This is a genomic window from Paraniabella hibiscisoli (genome assembly GCF_022512515.1).
GTDB classification, from domain to species: Bacteria; Bacteroidota; Bacteroidia; order Chitinophagales; family Chitinophagaceae; genus Niabella; species Niabella hibiscisoli.
Genome location: NZ_JAKWBK010000001.1, coordinates 2,143,660 through 2,162,936 on the forward strand (window position 1 = coordinate 2,143,660; position 19,277 = coordinate 2,162,936).

19 protein-coding genes and 1 pseudogene are annotated in these 19,277 nt (G+C 41.2%); 13 read left to right on the plus strand and 7 right to left on the minus strand.

Translation table 11 applies throughout. From position 1 onward, the window contains the following. Nucleotides 1-24: 24 nt before the first annotated feature. The 3 genes from MKP07_RS13635 to MKP07_RS42490 are packed head-to-tail and all read right to left on the minus strand — an operon-like array spanning nt 25 to nt 1,735. On the minus strand, nt 25-786 hold the full coding sequence (locus tag MKP07_RS13635) for a POT-type proton-dependent oligopeptide transporter (RefSeq protein WP_240847688.1): 762 nt from the start codon (nt 784-786) through the stop codon (nt 25-27). Beyond that, complete coding sequence (locus MKP07_RS13640) at nt 783-1,385, minus strand: POT-type proton-dependent oligopeptide transporter (RefSeq protein ID WP_317236009.1); 603 nt, start codon at nt 1,383-1,385, stop codon at nt 783-785. Before MKP07_RS13640 ends, MKP07_RS13635 begins: the two co-directional genes overlap by 4 nt. Further along, entirely contained in the window at nt 1,334-1,735 is a 402-nt protein-coding gene (locus tag MKP07_RS42490) for a POT-type proton-dependent oligopeptide transporter (RefSeq protein WP_394803566.1), read from the minus strand. Before MKP07_RS42490 ends, MKP07_RS13640 begins: the two co-directional genes overlap by 52 nt. A gap of 239 nt (nt 1,736-1,974) precedes the next feature. Here MKP07_RS42490 and purD point away from each other — a divergent pair, with 239 nt between their 5' ends. From purD to MKP07_RS13650, 3 genes are all read left to right on the plus strand, one after another. Then, nucleotides 1,975-3,252, plus strand: coding sequence for a phosphoribosylamine--glycine ligase (purD, locus tag MKP07_RS13645; RefSeq protein WP_240847690.1), 1,278 nt, complete (start codon nt 1,975-1,977; stop codon nt 3,250-3,252). Nucleotides 3,253-3,333: 81 nt separating this feature from the next. Then, complete coding sequence (locus MKP07_RS38495) at nt 3,334-3,465, plus strand: hypothetical protein (protein ID WP_262919293.1); 132 nt, start codon at nt 3,334-3,336, stop codon at nt 3,463-3,465. A 23-nt stretch (nt 3,466-3,488) separates the two neighbouring features. Continuing rightward, nucleotides 3,489-4,625 (plus strand): PQQ-dependent sugar dehydrogenase, encoded by a 1,137-nt coding sequence (locus MKP07_RS13650; RefSeq protein WP_240847691.1) that lies wholly within the window; start codon nt 3,489-3,491, stop codon nt 4,623-4,625. A gap of 212 nt (nt 4,626-4,837) precedes the next feature. On the opposite strand, the gene MKP07_RS13655 is transcribed toward MKP07_RS13650, so the two are convergent. The 4 genes from MKP07_RS13655 to MKP07_RS42495 form a co-directional block, all read right to left on the minus strand. Next, on the minus strand, nt 4,838-5,047 hold the full coding sequence (locus MKP07_RS13655; protein ID WP_240847692.1) for a helix-turn-helix domain-containing protein: 210 nt from the start codon (nt 5,045-5,047) through the stop codon (nt 4,838-4,840). Between the two features lie 152 nt (nt 5,048-5,199). After that, entirely contained in the window at nt 5,200-5,475 is a 276-nt protein-coding gene (locus MKP07_RS13660; RefSeq protein ID WP_240847693.1) for a hypothetical protein, read from the minus strand. Nucleotides 5,476-5,660: 185 nt separating this feature from the next. Next, complete coding sequence (locus MKP07_RS13665) at nt 5,661-6,257, minus strand: DUF2975 domain-containing protein (RefSeq protein ID WP_240847694.1); 597 nt, start codon at nt 6,255-6,257, stop codon at nt 5,661-5,663. Nucleotides 6,258-6,267: 10 nt separating this feature from the next. After that, complete coding sequence (locus MKP07_RS42495) at nt 6,268-6,657, minus strand: DUF2975 domain-containing protein (protein ID WP_394803567.1); 390 nt, start codon at nt 6,655-6,657, stop codon at nt 6,268-6,270. A 687-nt stretch (nt 6,658-7,344) separates the two neighbouring features. Between MKP07_RS42495 and MKP07_RS13670 the strand changes: the two genes are divergently transcribed. The 10 genes and pseudogenes from MKP07_RS13670 to MKP07_RS13715 all read left to right on the plus strand — a co-directional run bounded on the left by MKP07_RS13670 (nt 7,345) and on the right by MKP07_RS13715 (nt 19,095). Continuing rightward, nucleotides 7,345-7,776 (plus strand): 6-bladed beta-propeller, encoded by a 432-nt coding sequence (locus tag MKP07_RS13670; protein WP_240847695.1) that lies wholly within the window; start codon nt 7,345-7,347, stop codon nt 7,774-7,776. Nucleotides 7,777-7,793: 17 nt separating this feature from the next. Further along, the gene (locus MKP07_RS13675) at nt 7,794-8,588 is read left to right on the plus strand and encodes a hypothetical protein (protein ID WP_240847696.1); all 795 of its coding nucleotides are present in this window, start codon (nt 7,794-7,796) and stop codon (nt 8,586-8,588) included. 43 nt (nt 8,589-8,631) lie between these two features. Next, nucleotides 8,632-9,927: a TonB-dependent receptor gene (locus MKP07_RS13680; RefSeq protein WP_240847697.1), complete on the plus strand. Its 1,296-nt coding sequence runs from the start codon at nt 8,632-8,634 to the stop codon at nt 9,925-9,927. Further along, the gene (locus tag MKP07_RS13685) at nt 9,918-10,169 is read left to right on the plus strand and encodes a hypothetical protein (RefSeq protein ID WP_240847698.1); all 252 of its coding nucleotides are present in this window, start codon (nt 9,918-9,920) and stop codon (nt 10,167-10,169) included. The genes MKP07_RS13680 and MKP07_RS13685 overlap by 10 nt, the downstream gene beginning before the upstream one ends. Continuing rightward, entirely contained in the window at nt 10,166-11,560 is a 1,395-nt protein-coding gene (locus tag MKP07_RS13690; protein ID WP_240847699.1) for an outer membrane beta-barrel protein, read from the plus strand. The genes MKP07_RS13685 and MKP07_RS13690 overlap by 4 nt, the downstream gene beginning before the upstream one ends. A 674-nt stretch (nt 11,561-12,234) precedes the next feature. Then, nucleotides 12,235-15,531: a SusC/RagA family TonB-linked outer membrane protein gene (locus MKP07_RS13695; protein ID WP_240847700.1), complete on the plus strand. Its 3,297-nt coding sequence runs from the start codon at nt 12,235-12,237 to the stop codon at nt 15,529-15,531. A 122-nt stretch (nt 15,532-15,653) separates the two neighbouring features. Further along, nucleotides 15,654-15,803, plus strand: coding sequence for a hypothetical protein (locus MKP07_RS13700; protein WP_240847701.1), 150 nt, complete (start codon nt 15,654-15,656; stop codon nt 15,801-15,803). A gap of 14 nt (nt 15,804-15,817) precedes the next feature. Next, a complete protein-coding gene (locus MKP07_RS13705) occupies nt 15,818-16,912 on the plus strand; it encodes a RagB/SusD family nutrient uptake outer membrane protein (protein ID WP_240847702.1) in 1,095 nt (364 codons plus the stop codon). Then, a complete protein-coding gene (locus tag MKP07_RS13710) occupies nt 16,909-17,589 on the plus strand; it encodes a RagB/SusD family nutrient uptake outer membrane protein (protein WP_240847703.1) in 681 nt (226 codons plus the stop codon). The genes MKP07_RS13705 and MKP07_RS13710 overlap by 4 nt, the downstream gene beginning before the upstream one ends. Next, nucleotides 17,567-19,095, plus strand: a pseudogene (locus tag MKP07_RS13715) (sulfatase family protein). Before MKP07_RS13710 ends, MKP07_RS13715 begins: the two are co-directional and overlap by 23 nt. The last annotated feature ends 182 nt before the right edge of the window (nt 19,096-19,277 follow it).

Consider the following 19,277-nt stretch of genomic DNA (forward strand, 5'->3'; position numbering starts at 1 on the left):
TTGCGCAATAAAAATAAAGTAAAATTATCTGATACCGTGCATGAGTTTTCTGATTACCGGGGTAAGCAGTATAATGAAAACACCCAACGCCATAGGTATGAGCGTGAATATCAAAAAGAAAGTCTGCATGTCGTATTTAGCCGTAATCTTATCAATTTCGCCACCAATGCTCCCTGCAAGTTTGTTGCCGATAGCAATAGCCAGGTACCAGATGCCAAACATAATACCGATCATTCTACCAGGTACCAGTTTACTTACGTACGATAAGCCCACAGGAGATATAAAAAGTTCTCCCAATGTATGAAACAAATAAGCCAGTACGAGCCAGATCAAACTAACCTGTGCCACTTTTGCCCCTTGCGGGATGGAAGATGCTCCGATAGCCAGCGCAGCAAAACCAATACCTAGCAGTATCATGCCGATACCATTTTTTACTGTAGCAGGCGGATTCAATTTGCTTTCCCATATTTTGGATACTAAGGGAGCGAGGCTAATGATGAAAAGCGAATTCAGGATACCAAACCAGGTTGCAGGTATTTCAGATTTTTCTTCTGCATACTGCTGGCTAAGCATGTATATTACAAGTCCCCAAATTAGTAGAAAGCCAAAGGCCAATACAATATTGCCCATACTGTATTTTTTGAATGTTTGTCCAAACAATTTTGCTAAAACAAATGATATGATCAGCATGGGAATAATTGTAATTAATGTATTAACTACATTAAAAATCACTTTTCCTGTTCCTTCCAGGATCCTGTCTGTGTAATCTTTTGCAAAGATGGTCATTGATCCGCCGGCTTGTTCAAACGACGCCCAAAAAATACGGTGATGAAGGCAAGCACTACAATAGCGATCATACGGTCTCGTAATACGGGTGCATATTGCGTAATTCTTTTTACAAGAATAAAAAGAAACAGCGCTAAGGCTATCAGGATAACAAAATTGCTGCCATCAAGGGTGCCTACGGCAAAATTGAAAAGATTGAAGGACGTAATTTTGGAAACAGGATCATTAATGACCCAAACCAACCCGATAGCAGACACAATTGTTATAATGATCAGATCGAAAGTAGAAAAAGGGTTTTTAGGCGAATTGTCAATATTTTCCACAGTTGTTTTGCTCTCTACCACCTCGCCTTCGGTGCTTTCAGCTACCTCATTTAACTGTTCATTTGTTTTGGGTTTCAGGCCAATTTTACCAAAAATTCCCTGGGTGAAATAAAACTGCAACATGCCCACGAGCATGAAAATACCTGCCAACCCGAAGCCCCAGCTCCAGCCTACTTTTTCTCCCAGGTAACCGCATAAAAGCATTCCCAGAAAAGCACCGGAATTTACGCCCATATAAAAGATGGTATAAGCTCCGTCTTTTTTTCCGGGTGTGATTTATACATCTCAGAAAGAATGGATGTCATATTAGGTTTGAAAAAACCATTTCCGAGAACTAATAATATAAGACCCAGATATAGGAAAAAGGGATTAACTTCTATAGCCATGGATGCGTGGCCCAGCGTCATTAGCGTAGCTCCGACTACCACAGCCCATCGATACCCTAAAATGCGATCAGCAAAATATCCACCTAAAATAGGAGTAAGGTAAGCCATTGCTGTGTAAGATCCGTATAATGCAAGAGCGTGTTCTCGCGGCCAGCCCCAGCCTGCATTGTCTCCGATTAAGGAAGATGTTAAAAAAGGACTAAGAGCGCTCTCATACCATAATAGGAGAACCGTTCCCACATTTCCGTAAAAAATAAAACAAATAATCCTGAGGGGTGGCCTAATACACGGCTCTTAAAAAGTCATTTTCGGTTGCTGACATACGAATTAAATTTTATACAAGATCAGTAAATATAGTAATTTACCCGAATGCATGTGCAAAACTATTATAAGCGGTTTTCCCTCAAAAATTACCTCATTCATTCTCACAGCCTTCATTAGAGATTTGTTACCTTCACGACCTTTAAAAATAGCGAAAAATGAAAATATTGATATTGGGCGGTGGCGGCAGAGAACATGCGCTCGCCTGGAACATTAAAGAGAGGGGAAATAGAAAGCACGAGTTATTTATTGCCCCCGGCAATCCTGGTACAGCACAATGCGGCACCAATATTAATATAGCTATTACCGATTTTGAAGGATTAGGAAGCTTTTGCCTGGATAATGCTATTGAAATGGTAATTGCAGGGCCTGAAGAGCCGCTGGTAAAAGGAGCCTGGGACCATTTTCAGCAGGACGCGCTAAAACATATTCATTTTATCGGTCCATCGCAGTTCGGAGCACAGTTGGAAGGAAGCAAGGCTTTTGCCAAAGCTTTTATGCAACGCCATGATATTCCCACAGCGGCTTACCGCGAGTTTACGGCTGAGCAGTTTGAAGAGGGAGTGAATTACCTGCAGCAGCACTCTTTACCAATTGTGCTAAAAGCCGATGGTTTAGCCGCAGGCAAAGGAGTGGTTATTTGCAGCACTCATGCTGAATCGATCATCGAATTTGAAGCCATGCTGGTGCAGGCCAAATTTGGAGATGCCAGCAAAACCGTGGTGGTAGAACAGTTCCTTGATGGGATAGAGATGAGTGTGTTTGTACTTACTGATGGCAAAGAATATGTATTGCTACCCGAAGCGAAAGACTATAAGCGCATTGGCGAAAAAGATACAGGATTGAATACGGGCGGAATGGGGGCGGTAAGCCCGGTACCTTTTGCAACAGACGATTTTATGCAAAAAGTAACAACGCAGGTTATTGAACCAACCGTAAACGGATTGGATAAAGAAGGAATTAACTACACTGGCTTCGTTTTTATTGGTTTGATCAAAGTAAATAATGAGCCTTTTGTAATCGAATATAATTGTCGCATGGGCGATCCTGAAACAGAAGTAGTGATGCCTCGTTTGAAAAACGATCTGGCGGCACTTTGCCTGGCTGCGGCTGAACACAGGTTAGCAGGTATTCCTATCGAAACCGACCCACGTACGGCAGTAACGGTTGTGGCAGTTAGCGGTGGTTATCCGGGAAATTTTGAGAAAGGCTACAAAATAGAAGGACTTAAAGATGTAGCGGCCGAAACAATTGTCTTCCAGGCAGGAACCAAAGAGAAAGAAGGCCAGGTGGTTACCAATGGAGGCCGTGTACTCTGTGCTACTTCTTTTGGGGCTAATACTTCTGAAGCAGTGGCCCAGTCGAGAAAGGCTTTATCACAGATAAGGTTTGACGACATGTATTACCGGGGAGATATTGGCTACGAGTTTGAATAGTTCTTATACGGCAATAATACATGGCACTAATCTTGTCTCTTCGAAACGGTTCTTTTGAACTGGTGCTCATTCTCTAAACTCTTGAAAAAATATACAATGCAGGTAAAAATGGTAGCTTTCATCGTATCCCTTATGGCTTTAACTGCCGGTGCCCAGGCACAGGGTAACATAGATAATGATACAAAAAGAAGCTGGCAGCCCAGCCGCCGGTAACCGTAAAAACCACGGTAGGGCCTTTGGTTTTACAGCCTCCTTTTAAAACTGAGTCTGCTAATAAAAACAGCAGAACGATTAACTGGCCGGAGGGGGTGACGCCCAAAGCACCTGAAGGGTTTACAGTTACCCGGTTTGCCGACAAGCTGGATAATCCACGCTGGACCTATGTAGCGCCTAACGGCGATTATTTTGTTGCTGAAGCAGGAACGCGTAAAAGTGCCAATCAGATTACTTTATTGAGAGATACTGATAAAGACGGTAAAGTGGATGAGCGTTATGTGTTTATCAATAACCTCAACCGTAATTTTGGGATGCTGGTATTGGGTAATCACTTTTACATTGCTAATACTGACGGTGTATATCGTTATCCATACAAAGCGGGTGATATTAAACTGGAAGGAACCGGTGAAAAAATCGTATCGCTTTATGCCGGTGGGTACAATAATCACTGGACGAGAAATATCATCACTAATAAGAAAGGCGATAAGATCTATATTACCGTGGGTTCGGCCAGCAACGTAGGAGAACATGGTATGGATGCGGAAAAAGGTCGTGCGTTGGTATACGAAGCGAATCCTGACGGGACTGATTTGAAAATTTACGCGAGCGGTTTACGGAATCCTGTGGGCCTGGACTGGAACCCGGTTACCGGTGAGCTTTGGACCGCAGTGAATGAACGTGATGGTTTGGGGGACGAAATAGTTCCAGACTATGCTACCAGTGTAAAACGAGGTGGCTGGTATGGCTGGCCCTTCAGCTATTATGGAAAAGTAAAGGATCCGCGCTGGGCGGCTGATCCACATGAGGATATGGTGAAGAAATCTATTGTTCCTGATGTTCCGCTTGGACCGCATACAGCTTCTTTGGGACTGGTTTTTTATAAAACGGGCAACTTCCCCTCGAAGTATAAAAACGGTGCTTTTATAGGCCAGCATGGCTCCTGGAACCGCTCAAAGCTATCGGGTTACAAAGTAGTATTTATCCCTTTTGAAAAAGGTAAACCCAAACCAGCCATTGATTTTCTGACCGGCTTTATTGCGAGTGATGAAAAAAGTGAAGTGTACGGACGGCCTGTTGGCGTAGCGGTAGCCACAGACGGCTCTCTGCTGGTGAATGATGATTCGGCGGGTATTATCTGGAAGGTGAGCGCGAAGTAGTCTGAAGTTGATAGTTGACAGGAGGGCGTATCGAAAATTGTGCGTTGAATATTTCCACCCTCTTTTCGTCATTCGATGTTCCCTACTTACATTTTTGTTTCCTGTAAAGCCCGCAGAGAGACGGAGTTGCGGAGAATGATTGTATACTGATTATTGAAAATTGAGTATCGAATATTTTGGTTCCTACTCGCCACTAGCTATTCCCTACATCCCTATTCTCCTTCTCTATACTCCAGAATATCTCCCGGCTGGCAATCCAGTGCATTGCAAATAGCGTTCAATGTTTCGATACGTACAGCTTTAGCTTTCCCGTTTTTAAGAATAGACAAATTGGACAAGGTAATGCCCACCCTTTCGCTGAGTTCGTTCAGCGACATCTTTCGTTTCGCCATCATCACATCCAGGTTAATAATTATCGCCATGCTACACGGTTAATTCGCTTTCTGCTTGTAATACAATACCTCGTCTGTAATATCTGGAAAAGTATATACTTAATGCACCGAAAAACAAGTAAATACCGGCACTGGAAGAAACTTTGTAGGATGAGTACCTAAAGTTTTTATCAGGTGCCAGTTTAAAAGTATTTATCCAGATATCCGATAACACCTGCTAATAACAGGATACGCCCGATTTTATAAATGGCTTCAAATGTAGCCTGTTCGAAGCGACCTTCGCTCTGCATATTTTTTATTGCCTTCAACACGTACCACAAACCAGTAAAAGTTAAAATGAATCCGAAAACTTCTCTCAACAAAAAATAAATTCCCCAGCCAGAGTTGGGGTGTATTTCAAGTTTATAATCGGGTTTAGCTATCAATCTTGAATGAGAGATGCTGTCTGTTTGTATCAATGTGTCATTAATTTGAACCGGAGTATTTTTCTTTTTTGTATGTCTACCTCCATCAGGCTTTCCCCGGTAAAATATCTGTAAAACTGCGGAACTATAAAAAATAAAGTGATTGCAAGAAAAGCTGTGAATAAAATGTAGGTTTGGTGATTGGCCTCCTTACGGGTATAGGTGTACATTGTTAAATTTTAAACAGTTAAGTTATTTTCATTTTGAAGTTCAATGCCTCTCTTAAAAACATAAGCGACAACAAAAAGTGCAATGCTCATAAAGATCCATACATCAGCTCCACCCAGGTAGAGCGACTCTAAATCGGGCATACGAACTCCTTTTTTACTCAACCAGTCGGCACAGCTTGCACCCAGGATGGAAAATAAACCAATTAAAAGAGCCAGAGAAGCAATCCGTAAAATAAAACGCTGGGCAATATTGGTAAAAGGCTGTTCTATTTTTAATTGCTTATTATGAAGTATGCTGATGATCAGATAAAATAGAACGGCTTTTAGTGCTGATACAATACCTATGACCCCTACCTGCGTAAAGAAAAAATTATGCCCATACTTTAAAAGATCTCGCAGATCGGCCTGTTGCCAAAGATAGGGGACAGCCTCCGGTTTTGCCAGTACGAAAATGGCGTTGGTAATAAACCCGCCCGCTTCAATGCTTAGCCCCACAAATATGATCCAGGCGATGATGTAGAGCAGGGTTAGAATCACCTTTGTTTTTGGGGACGGCTTCCAATTACCCTGGGATACTTCGTTTGAAGCTATATTAACTGATTTCATTGTATCGATTTTAAACAGTGAATTCATTTTCTTGTTGAATGGAGTAACCTTTTTTAAAAGCCTGATATAATGCACCGAAGACAAATCCTATAAACAGGAGTTTGCCGGTATTGTAAAATATTTCCGGTTTAATAATAATACCCCTGTATAGCTTATTAAGTACCAAAAAACAAGCTAAGTGTATTAAGCAGTATATAGCAGGCACAGATAGAAAAACATACATTAGCGTTCTTAGGATTAAAAGATTTATTGAGGTGAAAATATTGCCTTTTCTTATTTCCATTATTAATCTTATTATCCCTCCTGATGAAATGATAACTAAAAGTAGTATTAATGCAATCATCAAAAAAATCAGTAAATATTTCAGAATCTGGTATGTATGCTCGGCTACCGGCAGCATAACCGAGTCGACATCTTCATCATAAAAGAGTTCTGAATGGGTGATTGTGTTTCCGTTTGCTAAATAGCCGTGTCTGTTCTTTATAAAGTAAACAGACGCATTCGCTTCAGACTCTCCAAATGATTTAAAGGTTAACCCATTAAACGTAAAAAAGCAGATTGAATCTATTTTTGCTGAAGTTTCTTTTTGTAAAGAATGATAGAAACCATTTTGAACCTCCCGTTCATCTAAAAGGCCCTTCTTTGTAATACTCCTATGGGAGAAATTAAGCCATCATAAACAACGCCTTCGCGATAGTACTGTAAATTAGCCAGACTATCAGCCTGTCGCTTATAAGCTGTATCAAAAAAGTAGCATTTAGAGCCGGAGGAGCAACTATTATTTTTTCATGCTCAAAATGAGGAAATACAAATAAGAAAAGTGCAATAACGGAAAGTACAACAGATAATATAATGGGACCTGATCTCTTATATCTTTGTCGCATGGTTTGAAAGTTTGAACGAAAGATAATAATTATTTATTGAATTACAATAAATTTATTTTGTTTTGCAAGTACTTGTTTTAATCTGGCTTAGCATTTTCAATAGAATTTTAAACGACCATTTACCAAGATTAGCATTTAACAAATAGCTATCATTTCGTCTGAAGAGCGTCCACTATATTTGACACTTTAACTGCTTTTTCTTTGTGAAACATTACATGCTAATCGGTTGGTTGATCGGTATACTGGGTACAGCTAGTGCTCAAACCATACCTGTTTTAGATCCGGCCCGGGCCGTGGATACCAGCTTTTCCGCCCTTTTTGATGATGTAGAAATTATTCCTTTGGAAACCAGGCCTGCGTCTGTTTTCGGAATAGTAAAACAATTACTGGTAACGGATGAGTATTTTATTATTCTTGATCCGGATACGGACGCTGTCCTGTTCTTTGATAAGAAAGGACGTTTTCTAACAAAATATAAAAACAAGCAGCGGCGTTACCGGATCAACTTTATCCAATTAGATCCCGCGCATAATGCACTGCTTATTTTCAGTCAGAACAAAAACTATAATGTCAATACTGCAAAACTGCAGTCTTACCTTTACAAGGAGCAACAAAAGAATTTCGGGAACTGGTAAAAAGTACCCGGCTTTATTTGAATGACCTGGGAACCTTACGGCCAGAAGAGTTAAAAGCATCGGCTTACCTGCTCACTAATCCAATACTGCTTGGTTCCGGAAGCTTCACCTATAGTTTTATAAAATCGAACAAGATCGATAAGGATACACTGGATTATCAGCTGCAGATCGTAAATGATAATGCTGTAATAAAAAGCTTTTTCCCCTACAATAAAAAAAAGGATACCGCTTTTATTAGTCCAAATGCCTGGCAATGCAGTTTGAGCACCACATTAAATGATTCGGTATTATGGGTTACCAGACCATTTGATTCCACTATTTATTCTTTGACGCCTGCTGCTCTAACCGAAAGCTACAAAGTAGTCCTACCTAAGCAAGACGCTGCAGAAATGTCTTTTGGATCAGAATCTGCTTCATTTTTTGATGGAGAATCATTTAGTATATCTGCATTCAATTTGGTGGGCGGTAGAACCGGTAATACTATTGACTTCAATAAGAATGCCATTGGTCATGTGGTTAGTCTTAGCCGGTTTCTTTTCTTCAGTATCCAATCTTTCCCTAACAACTATTTCATTTATGATAAGATCAACGGTAGTATTTATAACTACAGGCAATTGAAGCCAGATAGCAGTAATTATATGTTTCCTGCGACCGGGGCTATCCTTGCTTTTGATGACAACAGTATTTACCAGAGCTTAACAGCGCGGAGTCTTTTCCGGAAAAGAAAAATGCCATCAAGTCGAAATGGCATTATCAGCAAAGTCTTGCCAGGTTTTATAGCACTGCAAAGGAAACGGACAACCCTGTATTGATACGTATCCAACCGAAAGAAAGGAACAGCGCAAAATGAAGCAGGTGTTGATCATAATATTGTTGCTGCAGTCAGTTGTTTCTTTTGCTCAAAAAGCCGGAAGCATTAAGGGGGCTGTTGTCAGTTCTTTAGATAGCGCTGCTTTACGCGCAGCAACGGTAACGGTTTATAAAAAAGCTGATTCATCATTGGTTAATTACCAGATAACCAGGGAACGTGGTGTTTTTGAAATTGCCGACCTTCCTTTAAAAACAGCATTATTTGTATCGATAACGCATACAGGATATGCAGGGTTTTACAATGCTTTTTACCTGGACTCTGCTCAAGCCCACATGGATCTTAAATGGATCGGTCTTATAAAAGATACCGGGCAGTTAATGGAAGAAGTGGTAGTGAAATCAGTAGCGCCTGTTACGATGAATGGAGATACATTGGAAATTAACCCGGCGGGAATTAAGCTGGACTCTATTGAAGTGGTAGATGAATTATTGTCACGGGTGCCGGGCATTACCAGGTGGCAGGACAGCTCACTTACTATTAATGGCAAAAAAGTAACCAAACTTTATGTAGACGGCAGGCCATTTTTCGATGGTAGCTTTAATATGGCTGTTAAAAACCTGCCTAAACATGCAGTTGATAAAATTCAGGTATACCAGGAGAAAGATATTTACAAACAAACGGCGGCCGATATTGCTAAAGACTCTACAGTTGTTTTGAATATTAAGTTAAAGCCCGACAAGCGAAAAGGATATTTTGGTAATACGAATGCACAGGCAGGTACGAATGACAGTTACGGAGGGAATATGTCTTTACAGGTGTACAATAAAAAAACACATTTGGGTTTTAACGGTCATGGCAATATAGTGCGGAACGCATTGGGCGATATTGAGCCCGTGGTTGAAAACAAGGATTTAAATCTGCGTAGTAACTGGGATCTGGGTACAACTTTCAGGCAGTACTTTAAAGAGAATGCGGGTTTATATAATGACAGATCTTTGAATGGCGGCTATAATGTATCAGGTAATCGAAATAGCGCTGTAACCAACCGTACCACTGTAAAAAATCTGGCTGATTCTAAATTGACGGATATTAATGAAGGCTATAACCTGTCCAGGTACCTGCGGCAATCTGCTAATGGTTCTTATGATGTAAGGAAAAAGAAAAATCCTTCTCTGCTAATGCCAGCTATGCGAGGGTGGAAAGTAGTAATGCTTCAGAAGGAAACATCATTACTTACAGAAATGATTCTATTCTTGCCAGCCGCTCAGCCAATAAATCTCAGGGTGAAAGTTCCAATAACCAGTTTAGTGTTAATGGTGATTACAACAATATGTCGGTAAATGAAGATCCAGGAGCCGGAAGTCTCTCCATTAATTACATGTTGAACTATGACAACAGTTTGAGCAAGAGTAATACCTACAGCCGGTTTGACGCAATATCTGACAGCGCTTACAAAAACCTGTACAACAGGAAATATATTAACAGGAATTCCAACTTAAATGGCAGCGTTGGTATTCATTACAACGGCCTCCGTCAGCTAATTTTTAAAGACCATAATCTTTGGAATATTAATATGGGTTGAATAGTAGCACACAATATAGCAGGTCGGATATCAATGCAGATGTAAGCGATAAAGACAGTGCAACCAATACCTATATCGCTAACGAAGAACTGAGCAACCTCAGTGGGGTTTCCAACATAAATAACAGAACGGGGTTAAGATTAGAGAAGAATTTCTTTAAACGTATAACGGATCGCTATGAACGAACGATACAGGTGAGTACTAATTTGCAGAGCCAGTTGCTTTATCAAAAAAATACATCAACCTTAAGCTACCGCAACCGTACTTTTATTTACAATTTTTTTACTCCGTCAAGCAGTATCAATTATAACTATAATAAAGTCGATCAATACAATATTGGCATTGGACTTACACATAATAGCTCAGCCAGTGCTCCAACCATCGATCAGTTATATCCTATTCAGGATAGCGCCGCCAACAGGTATAATATGATAGTTGGCAATCCTAACCTGAAGTCTAAGTTTAATGACGCATTTAATTTTGATCTTTCTTTTAATAAGAGTAACGGCTTCGAAGGGAAGAGATCTTTTAATGTGAGTTTGAGCCTGGGGTATGACAAGGAAAGAAACGGCATAATAGATAGTATTATTTACGACAACAACGGCGGACGCACTACTTACTTCATCAATACACCAGGTTCTGGAATGTTTAATACCAGTCTTAATATTGGCGTTTTTCTCAAATTCAATAAGACGACATTGCAGGTTGGAACCAATGGTGGATGGGCGAACGGGTATACACATTTTGCTGCGGGTCGCGGGTATAGCAATGCGCTGAATGGGTCCATGAATGTAAATGTTTCCCATCCTTTAAAAAAGGGAAATATCCAGTTCAGTTATCGCAGTGGTTTTAACGCTGCTGAAGGACCACAGTATATTAATATGGAACGGTTAACCTATAAAAATGAAGGTCAGAACCATTCGGTATCCATTGCTTTTAATATACCTGGTGTTATAGATCTGAACCTGCAGCAGGCTGTTAACAAAACAAGCGCTGAACAGTTGGGATCTGCCAATGCTTATCCTGCGGCCCAAACACGGTCTTACAATACAACAGCTCGTTTAACGATTAAAGTGCCCAAAAACTTTAGCCTGGGAAGCAATATCCGTTACAGCAATAACATTTCTGTAAACGCTCAACCTATAAAAAATATGAATTGGGATGCCAATGTGGGCTATATGTTCCCTAAGACAAAGATGTTTGAAACACGTGTTTCTGTCTTTAATATATTGGGACAAAATCAAAATGTCAGCAATGTCTCATCAGGCAATATTACAACTACTTCTGTAACGCAGGGGCTGCAAAGATATTTCCAATTCACGCTCTCTTATTTCCCCAGGCAATTTGGTGGCCGTGCCAGAAGATCGCATGTAATGGATGAAGCAGATTAGATTTTAATTGTTCTATTAAACATTCCCTGGCAGCTGGTTCCTGGATTTGACTTGATGTTTTGTAACCGTTTGCAAACTCCGGAACACTATTCAACTATTTTACTAATCATTCCAAAAAGAGCCGGGATGAATTGCGTAAGTGATTAATAATTAATCAAGTATTGCATTAAGGTAATAGGTTCGTTGTTTTCGAATGTTTGGCTTCTAAACTGTTTTTTCTAATTTGTCTTCGAATTTAGGTCATACCCTCTGTATTGACAGATCGATTGCGGTTTTATAAAAGCAGTAAAAATAATCGTCAGTTATATGAAAAAGAAAGCCTGGTAATCCGGACAATTTCGCGAACGCTTCAAAGTTTGATATGCAGTTTTTTTGAAAGTAACTCCAGGAATCTGCTTTCACAAACAGTGTTGCTAACAGCAGCTAAACCGGCTTTACAGGAATTGAAAACGCATGTCTGTATGAAAATGTCTATACAGGCCGTTAGAGCCCTACCGATATCTTCTTAACTCAATCCAAACAGGAGAACGATTAAGCCGTTAAGGTAAAAAAATAAGATCAACAGTTTTGACTCCATACAAACAGATCAGGCCTCTGTAAGGAGATCTGGCTATGCGTTGGTTAGACAACTCGCCAGGTCAATAACATTCAAGTAAGTCTAAAGTAAAAAGTTTATGAAGTATAAGTATTTAGTAACAGCTATTACAAGAATTGCATTGTTGCAATTAATTTGTACACTATCCTTTCCGGATAGTTTGTTTGCTGCCAGCTCCCCGGAGCTGAGCGCTACAGTGTACCAGGCACCGATAAAGGGTACCGTTCGAAGAATTGACGGCACTCCATTGGTGGGAGCCTCAGTCAGCATTAAAGGGAGTGAAGTAGCCACCACGACAGACGAGAACGGGACATTTACAATTGATGCGGCGACAGGGCAAACATTAGTGGTGACTTTTGTAGGATACAGTACCAAAGAGGTGGTTGTTTCTGAAACGGAAGAATTAAACATCAATTTAACCGCACTGGAAAGCAATCTTGAAAATGTGGTGGTAGTAGGGTATGGCACCATGCGTAAGAAAGATCTTACAGGCGCGATCACCCAGTTGAAACCTGATAAAATTGCAGACGAGAATCCCCGTACAGTGCAGGATATTTTGAGGGGCACACCGGGTCTTACCATCGGGTTAGATGCTTCTGCAAAAGGCGGTGGCTCCATTAATATACGGGGGCAACGTTCGGTATATACGGCGGGTAATCATAACTCACCCTTGCTGATTTTAGACGGAATGATCTTTTATGGCGAGCTATCGGAGATTAATCCGGATGACATTGAACAGATAGATGTATTAAAAGATGCATCGGCTGCAGCTGTTTATGGTGCGCAATCTGCCAACGGAGTTTTGATCATCACTACCAAAAAAGGTAAACAAGGTAAGCCCAAAATTAACTTTACCTCTAACCTGGCGCTTTCTACTATGGGAGTGGATCGGCCGGTTTGGGGCCCGGAGGGTTATATAAAATACAGGGAGGATTGGTATACAGCCGCAACTTATGGTCTAAATACTGCCACTGGTAAATATGAGCCCTACCAGATGGCGGGAGATCCGTCTCTGGGTAAGCCGGGGTATTATGAAAAACCTACCGCCGATATGTTATCCAGGTATGGCATAACTTCAGATCAATGGAGAGCTTATTCGACTAATGAAGCAGGCGCTTCTGACGACCTCATTTTTGCACAACGTATTGGCCTTGGACATAATGTTTTGACCAACTATCTTGCTGGTAAAACATTCGACTGGTACGATCACAGCTTTAGAGACGGGGTTAACCAGGATTATAATCTCAGCGTTTCGGGTGCCAGTGACAAGATCAACTATTACATGTCTGCCGGGTATCTTTCCAACCAGGGCGTTATTGTTGGCGATAATTACAGGGCAGTTCGATCTAACCTGAAAGTAGATGGAAAAATAGCTAACTGGTTAAGTGTAGGTGCTAATATTAACTTCCAGGATCGTTCGGATGGAAATATTGCTACCAACTGGGGCAATGCTATTACGTTTAATAGTCCTTTTGCTTCTTATAAAGATGAGAACGGTAACCTGGTTGTGCATCCACAGGGTTCAACACTTACCGGGCTGGTGAGAGGTTATAACTACGATTTTAACCGGCAGTTCCAGGACCTCGAAAGCGGCTTCACCGTTTTGAATTCTATTTTTACTGCAAAAGTAAAACTGCCTTTTAACATCAATTATTCATTTAATGTTGCTCCAAGGTATCAATGGTTTTACAGGCGCTATTTCGCCTCTTCAAAGCACCCCGACTGGAACCCGCTTACGAATAACGCAGGCGTTGAGAGGGAAAGCAAAAAACGATTTGACTGGTCGCTCAATAATACCATCAACTGGGAGCATACTTTTGCTAATAAGCATCGCGTTAATGTAACCCTGGTGCAGGAGTCGGAAGAACGTGAATTATGGGAAGACTATATCAGGGCTCGTAACATAACACCTACAGACGCTTTGGGCTTCCATGAAACATCTACCGGTGATAAGCTGCTAAGTGAATTTGATTCTTATGATGCGCGTCAGACAGCAGATGGTATGTTGGGCCGGTTATTTTACTCCTATGATGACAGGTATATGTTTACCGGTTCTGTACGTCGTGATGGGTATTCTGCTTTTGGTACTTCCAATCCCCGCGCTACATTCCTTTCTGCCGCATTAGCCTGGACGTTTACTAATGAGAAGTTTTTTAAATGGGATGTATTGAGCAATGGTAAACTGCGTTTATCTTATGGGCAAAACGGTAATCGATCGCTTGAGAATCCTTATATAGCATTGGCGGATCTTGCGCTTGGTACAGGCACGCAGGGATATGTAAATGGCACAGGAGATTATATACAATTCTACTACCTGAGAATTTCCCGTATGGCCAATAAAAACCTGCAATGGGAAAAGACAGCATCTTTCAATGTAGGTCTGGACCTGGGTTTTCTTAACAACCGTATTACAACGACATTGGATTACTTCCAGATGTCTACTACTGATATGATCATGAACCAGTCCCTGCCTAACTTTTCAGGATTCAGCAGCATTACTTCCAACCAACGTGAAGTGCAGAATAACGGGATTGAAATATCCATTAATTCCCGCAATATCGTTCGGCCGGATTTTAGCTGGAATACCACCTTCGGTTTTTCTTATTATAAGAACAAGATCAAACATCTCTATTACCAGTATCAGGATGTGCTGGATGCCAACGGCAATATCATCTCAAGCAAAGAGGTGGATGATATTAACAACCGGTGGTTCATTGGTCAGCCAATAAGCGCTATCTGGGATTATAAAGTAACGGGTATATGGCAGGTTAATGAAATAGAGGAAGCGAAAAAATATGGTCAACGCCCCGGAGATCCTAAAGTAGAGAATAGTTATACGGCAGATGATACCAAAAACGCTGACGGAAGTACTACTCCGGTTTACAATAATAATGACAGGCAGTTTCTGGGACAGACCCAGGCTCCCGTTATGTGGTCTTTGCGCAATGATTTTACCTACAAAAATTTCAACTTCTCTTTTAATATTTATTCCTACATGGGGCATAAGATAAGAGCAAGCGGAGCGTATCTGAACCAGGATAATGGTACATCAACTATTAGCCAGGGTCTTGCTAATACCTACGAAAAGCCCTACTGGACCCCTGGAAGTCCCAGCGATTTCTGGGCCCGCCTGGAGTCAAAAGGACCGCAGGGATTGAATGCTCCTCAAAGAGTGTTGAGCCGCTCCTTTGCCAGGTTGGAGAATATAACATTAGGATATACATTACCTGGTAAACTAACCTCATCAGTAAACATCGAAAAAGTCAAAGTATTTGGCGCCATACGCAATGTAGCCGTGTGGAAAAAGATAATAACTGGCGTTACTGGGATATTGAAACAGGAGAAATGGCACCAAGAATATTTGCGCTTGGGTTAAATCTAACTTTTAAACGAATAGAATATGAAATGACCATAAAAATTTTCGAGCAAATTCATACCCAAAGCGATGAAAATTTTTATGCAAAATTCCATGTGGCTAAAAACATAAAAAATCTACACATGAAAACGAAACTTTTTTATATACAGGCGATTGCTTTGATAAGTATGTTATCTGTTAGCGTACTATCGGGTTGTACAAAGGATTTCTTAAAACCCGATCCGCTCTCTTTTATGAACCCGATATTACATTTGCTGATCGTGCAGGCATAGAGGCAACTACTTACATGCTAGACAGACATCTACGTACTTATTGGAGTCATCTTTCGACAAGAGATATATCGGTACCTATGAACACCGAATATATGCTGTCTGATATAGCAGTGTCTGGCAAAACGGATGATGGTAATATTTTTGCAGACGTAGCTACCCGCCTTACTCCAACTGATGGTATGCATGATAATGATATAAATATGATCTCATTTTTCTGGGGAGAAACGTACAACGGTATCAAATATGCTAATACCATTACAACCTATATAGATGGCGTTCCTGGCCTTGATGAGACTGCTAAACATGAATTTCTTGGCAGAGCCTATTTTCACCGGGCTTTCCGCTACCTGGCGCTTTGTTTCCAGTTTAAGGATGTGCCACTGGTAACCCGAATCTTAACAGACGGCCCTAAGCAAAATTATAAAACTACCAGCCGTGAGGCCATCCTGGAAATGATCACTGCTGATATGGAGAAGGCCGTAGCATGGGTTCCCAATCAATCGCAAATGGCTTATGTAGGTATGATCAATAAAGGAGCCTGCCGTCAATTACTGCTGAAATGTTACCTGGCTACAGGCCAGTGGGATAAAGCCATTGCTCAGGCCGATACGTTGATCAGCCATTCGGGTTATGCTTTGATGAGCAATACATTCGGCACATTCGACAACCCTGCACCTGTTGCATGGCCCATTACACGCAATGTGATCTGGGATCTGCACCGGCCGGCCAATAAGGCAATTGCTGCCAATAAAGAAGCCATCCTCGTGATGCCCAATCGTGAAGGTACCGATGCTACAATACGATATAAGTCTATGCGTAACTGGGGGCCTATGTGGAACCAGGCAGCATTAAAGTCCCCGGGTGGAAAAGTGCTGCAATCTTACGCCAAAACCAATGCAAGTTACCGGGCGTTATATGATATCAATGGTGCTTTCGGAAGAGGAATAGGCATGATTCGTCCTACGCATTTTGCCCAGTATGGCCTTTGGAGTGTTAACGGTGTTAATGATTTAGGCGACCTGCGTCATAACAGTACTGTAGGTAACTGGGTACGCATGGATTCCTTAAAATATAACGATCCTACGGATCCTTTTTTGGCCAGAAGTTGAGACTGTATAACGGTAACACTCTTTTATGTACTGACACGATCCGCAGCTGGTTCGACTGGCCGCAATACAAAATTTACATTGATGACCCGGTATTTCTGGCAACTCCCGGATCTAACCGGAATGACGGAGGCGCTGCTGACTGGTATTGCTATCGTTTGGCAGAAACTTACTTGTTAAGGGCAGAGGCTAACTTTTATAAAGGCAATATTGCACAGGCTACTGCCGATGTAAATGCAGTAAGAACCAGGGCTCAATGTAGTCAGCTCTACTCAACCGTAACCCTGGGCGATATTGTTAATGAACGTGCCCGGGAATTATATATGGAAGAATGGCGTCACATGGAGCTAAGCCGCATTTCTTATAGCCTCGCGCTAAGTGGCAAGGCTGATGAATGGGGAAATACTTATAGTGTAAATACACTATCCGAAAATAATTACTGGTACCAGCGTATTCAGCACTATAATGATTATTATAATAAAAATAAGGTAGTTGTAAGAGGGCGTAATTATGCAATAGCACCGCATAATATTTACTGGCCTATTCCTCAGGGCGCCATAGATGCGAATCTTTATGCCAAATTACGCCAGACGCCCGGCTATAATGGTTATGACGCTAATGTTGAAGTATGGACCAATTGGCAGGATGCTGTCGAGGATGAGAATACAACGGGCAATTAAATTCAAAGGTAGTTTTGGCGTTCAGGCAGTATATGTTATAGAATACGTGATTGTCACTTTTAATAAGCCTCAAAATGCGCGTGTTTTTATTTATATTTTTTGTTGGATCGTCTTATCGGGTAGCAGTCAGAATCTTCATCCGGTAAAAAGACCCAACATATTATTTGCCATCAGTGATGATCAAAGCTATGAGCATAACAGTTTTTCAGGATGCCGTTTTGTAAAAACACCTGCTTTTGATCAAATTGCAAAAGAAGGTGTTTTCTTTAAAAATTGTATCGCAGGTTCTCCGGGTTGTGCGCCGTCCCGAAGCTCTATTGTAACCGGACGTTATCCCTGGCAGAATGAGCAGTCGGGCCAACATGCGTCCAGCTGGATGAAGCAATATGTTTCTTTTATTGATTTAATGGGGCAGAATGGTTATCAAACAGGATATACCGGAAAAGGGGTAGATCCATTTCAGTATGCCCGCAATGAGAACGATACACTGTGGCGGGAAGAAAACGCCGCCGGCAAAAGTTTTAATACAATACGGTATAAGGCCGGGGATGTTACAGATACAAGGCCGGCTAAAGGACTAAGTGATATAAACTACTTCCAAAACTTTGTCGATTTTCTAAACAAGAAAGCAGATGGTCAACCCTTCTTTTTTGGTATGGCGCTTTAGAGCCACATCGTGGCTATGAAAAGGATTCATGGCAGAAGAGTAAGAAACGACTTGAAGATGTAGATGTACCGGCTTTTCTGCCTGATAACGAAATTGTAAGAGGAGATTTACTGGATTATGCAATAGAAATTGAATGGTTTGACTACCACTTACAACAAATGCTGCAATATCTAAAAGAAAAAGGGGAGCTGGATAATACCATCGTCATTGTAACATCTGATAACGGAATGGCCTTTCCAAGAGCGAAAGCCAACAGTTATGAATATGGTATTCATGTTCCGTTTGCAATGAGCTTTCCCAAAATGTTTCCGGGAAGAAGGGTTATTGATCGTCCAATCAGCTTTGTCGATATAGCGCCAACGCTGCTTGAGTTATCTGGAATTCCGTCAAAGGGAATGATGCCGATTACGGGAAAGAGCAGGGTAAACCTTCTTAAAAATGAAAAGCTTCCGTCCATTGCTGATGAGGCTGATAAATATGTTTATTCCGGCCGGGAGCGCCACTCTTATTCGCGTTACCAGAACCAGGGATACCCGCAGCGGGTTATCCGTAGTAAAGAATATCTCTTGGTTTGGAATATGAAACCCGAACGGTGGCCTTCCGGAGATCCCCAGGCTGTTAATCCTAAAAATAAGCCACAACTGTTTCCAAAATACGGCATCGATAAAAATGGTCGCTACCATTCTGATTGGGCTTTTACAGATATTGATGCAGGACCTTCTTTGTCATTCATTGTAGAAAATCACGATGATAAAAAAGTCAATTCTTTTTCAGGTGGGCTGTTGACAAACGACCTGAGTTTGAGTTGTATGATGTATCAAAAGATCCCGGCTGTTTAGTAAATCTTTGTGGTAGGAGTGCTTATACGTCGATCGAAATAGAAATGAAAAATGCTTTAAAAGAAAAACTGGGTAAAACAAAAAGACCCACGTATTGTGGGTCCTGATACTGAAATATTTGATTCTTATGAGCGATATTCGGGTCCTATGAGGGAGTTTCCTGAACTGGGCGAACACTAAAA